The organism is Synechococcus sp. R6-7, from assembly GCF_047461695.1.
Taxonomy (GTDB): Bacteria; Cyanobacteriota; Cyanobacteriia; order Thermostichales; family Thermostichaceae; genus Thermostichus.
Window position 1 is genome coordinate 1 of sequence record NZ_JANSHS010000543.1, and the last position, 3,149, is coordinate 3,149.

4 protein-coding genes are annotated in these 3,149 nt (G+C 59.6%); 3 read left to right on the top strand and 1 reads right to left on the bottom strand.

Annotated elements, in window-relative coordinates:
* On the top strand, window positions 1–164 hold a 164-nt coding region (locus tag NW815_RS13950), incomplete at its 5' end, for a TRAM domain-containing protein (RefSeq protein ID WP_414416150.1).
* Window positions 165–450: 286 nt separating this feature from the next.
* Here NW815_RS13950 and NW815_RS13955 read toward each other — a convergent pair.
* The gene (locus tag NW815_RS13955; protein WP_011433285.1) at window positions 451–801 is read right to left on the bottom strand and encodes a hypothetical protein; all 351 of its coding nucleotides are present in this window, start codon (window positions 799–801) and stop codon (window positions 451–453) included.
* A gap of 234 nt (window positions 802–1,035) precedes the next feature.
* Between NW815_RS13955 and gltX the strand changes: the two genes are divergently transcribed.
* Together gltX and NW815_RS13965 are read left to right on the top strand one after the other, a co-directional pair.
* The gene (gene gltX, locus NW815_RS13960) at window positions 1,036–2,475 is read left to right on the top strand and encodes a glutamate--tRNA ligase (RefSeq protein ID WP_414388880.1); all 1,440 of its coding nucleotides are present in this window, start codon (window positions 1,036–1,038) and stop codon (window positions 2,473–2,475) included.
* Between the two features lie 78 nt (window positions 2,476–2,553).
* The coding region (locus NW815_RS13965; RefSeq protein WP_414416149.1) for a GAF domain-containing protein at window positions 2,554–3,149 on the top strand (596 nt) is incomplete at its 3' end.

Here is a 3,149-nt window from a genome sequence, read left to right on the forward strand (position 1 = left end):
AAAACCCCCGCCAGGCAATGGGGCGTACCCGCGGCAATCGCTTGGTGTTCTTCGAAGGGGATCCAGAGCAACTGAAGGGATCCCTGGTGCCGGTGCGCATTACCGCCACGCGAGCTTTTTCGCTGACCGGAGAGGCAGTTACCGTCCGCGCGAGCGGGCCATAGGATGAAGGCTCTCACAAACACAACTTTCCCCAGTTCCCTCTTGTCCGATTGCGCTGGCGGAGCGCCTCTCCAGGGAGCTGTTTCGCTGAGAAAAACCATGCCCTCCTGGGTGAACAGCTTTAAGGCAACCGCCAGGCAGTCACTGCCCTTTCCGCCACGCCGACCAGGGCACAACCACCGCCCTAGCTAGCTTTCTTCCGCGCAGCAGTAGAACGGAGCTTCATACACAACGTTTTGGCAACAGCAACAGGCCGGCGCTGGAACAGGCCCCGAATACCTGCCCTGCCTAGCGCAAGATTTCAAAATCCAAAACGGGCTCTGTCTGGGTCACGCGGTAGTACCCGGCCTGGGTACGAACCGAAGCCTGATAGGGGCTGGGCAAATCCAGCGAGCGCAGGGGTGGGATGTTGGTGCGCTGGTTCAGCAGCGTGGTGAAGAAGGCGGTGGTCTGCCGGGCCTGGGAGCGCACCACCTCCTCAGGGAAAATGACCGGATCCACATTCCTACCTGTATCCAACAGGATCCTGTCTAGGGCATCTCCCACCGGATAAGAAGGATAGGCAATTTGGGCCAAGGCGGATCCAATCGGGATCCCGGCGGACAGACAACCCAGAAGAATGGCCAAAGTCAGACGCATGTGCTGGGATTCCTCCTGCGCTACAGCTTTTCCTCAACACCGGAAAAAAGGGGGGGTTGGACGTTGCCAATCAACCTTGATCCCCGTGCAGCCTACCTTTTGACCGGCGGCTAGAGCGGATTCTACTCGAAATGCCTCGATTGGCAACCGCCTGCAACCCAATAGAACGCCAACATGACAAAGGATCTCGCCGCCGACTAGGATCGGGATACTCTGCTTGGGATCCTTAGACCTGTGAGTGTTTGTGTTCGCATTGCCCCCAGCCCAACCGGAAATCTGCACATCGGCACCGCCCGAACGGCAGTGTTCAACTGGCTGTATGCCCGTCGCCACGGTGGCCGGTTCATTTTGCGCATCGAGGACACCGACCGCGACCGCTCTTTGCCCCGCTACACCCGCAACATTTTGGCGGGCCTGGCCTGGTTGGGCCTAGACTGGGACGAAGGGCCGGTCTACCAATCCAAGCGCATCGAGCGCTATCAAGCGGTGGTACAGCAGCTTCTGGATCGAGGGTTGGCCTACCGCTGCTACGTCAGCGAGGCGGAGCTGGAGGAGATGCGCGCTGCCCAGAAGGCCGCTGGCAAAGCCCCCCGCTACGACAACCGCCACCGCTTTCTCACCGAAGCCCAGCGACGGGCCTACGAAGCCGAGGGTCGGCAGCCGGTGATCCGCTTCAAAATCGAGGAGCCCCTGGAAGTGTCTTGGGTGGATCTCATTCGCGGCCCCATTACCTGGAACACCCAGGACTTGGGGGGGGATATGGTCATTGCCCGGGCGGATGGCTGCCCTCTCTACAACTTGGCGGTGGTGGTGGATGACATCGACATGGGCATCACCCATGTGATTCGCGGCGAAGATCACATCGGCAATACCCCCAAGCAGATTTTGCTCTACCGTGCTCTTGGCCACGAACCTCCCCAGTTTGCCCATTCTCCGCTAATCCTGAACCCGGAGGGGAAAAAGCTCTCCAAACGGGATGGGGCAACTTCGGTAGCAGAGTTCCAGCAACTGGGCTTTTTGCCGGAAGCTCTCAAGAACTATTTGGCTTTGCTCAGTTGGTCGCCCCCGGATGGGGAAGAGCTTTTCTCTTTGGAAAAGGCGGCTGCGCTGTTCGACTTTGACCGGGTTAACCGTGCGGCTGCCCGCTTTGACTGGGACAAGCTCAACTGGATCAACAGCCAGTACATCAAGCGGCTTTCTCCGCCAGAACTGGTAGAACGGCTCACCCCCTTTTGGCAGGCGGCAGGGTTTGACCTTTCCGAGGTGCCGGATCCCACCTGGTTGGAAGATGTGGCCCGCCTGATTGCCGATGGTATCGACCGCCTGGCAGAGGCTCCTCCGCTCAGCCGCTTTTTGTTTCAGGAGCCCCTCAGCTACACGTTGCCAGCTCTGGAACAGTTGCGCCTGCCTGGGGTGGCAGAGGCTATGGCTGCAATGGCCACCACGTTGGCTGCTGCCGAGCTGCCCCAGGTTTCGGCGGACAGCTTAAAACCGCTGGTGGATCAGGTGGCCAAGGGCCAGAACATGAAAAAGGGCCTGCTGATGAAGAGTTTGCGGGCCGCCCTGACAGGGGATCTGCAGGGGCCGGATTTGCTGCAATCTTTTGCCCTTCTCCAGCGGCGGGGCTGGGCTTTGGGGCGGTTAGAGGCTGTGCAGAAGTTGGTTCCTTGTTGATGGAAGCCCATCTCTTGCTGTCATGCCTTCGGTTGCCTCTGTTGAAAGTGCTCCGCACCGCTGCCGCGATGGGATCCCATGCTGTCACGCCAGCTACAGGCTGCAAACCAAATTGTCCAAGAACTGGTGCTGCTCTCTTCTCAGTTGTCTTCCCCATCCTCTTCGGACTCTGTAGAGACGAGGGAGCTGGAGCAGTGTGTGCTCAAGTTGGCCCAGACCTTGGTACGGCAGATGGTGGATCGTCTGGGTGCAGCCTCAGCTCGCCTTTGGTTTTTCGACCCGCAGGAAGGATGTTTTCAGTCGGTGGCCCATGCCGGCCTGCTCAGTCCTGCTCATGACCAAATTCAGCGGATCTACCCTGACGACAGCCCTTTGGGACGGGTGGCCCAGGAGGGTCTGCCGCTTTTGAGCAACAATCCCACCCAAGAAGCCTGGATGCCCGCCCCGGAGTGGGTGAAGGCCAATGGCTTGCGGGGCTTTGTTGCCTACCCGATTAACCGGGGGGAGGAGCGGCTGGGGGCTTTGGCTCTGCTGAGCCGGACACCTCTGGAAGCCAGCTTTCTGATTGTCAAACACGCGGGGGCACGGCGCATCGATCTCACCATTCAGCCCAAGGTTCAACAGGACGCCGGTTCCTCTATCAGCCCTCAGCTAGAAATCGCAGGAGCCCCGCA

Excerpts from the sequence above, each read along its gene's own strand:
- NW815_RS13955 (WP_011433285.1), bottom strand. The coding sequence starts at position 801 with ATGCGTCTGACTTTGGCCATTCTTCTGGGTTGTCTGTCCGCCGGGATC.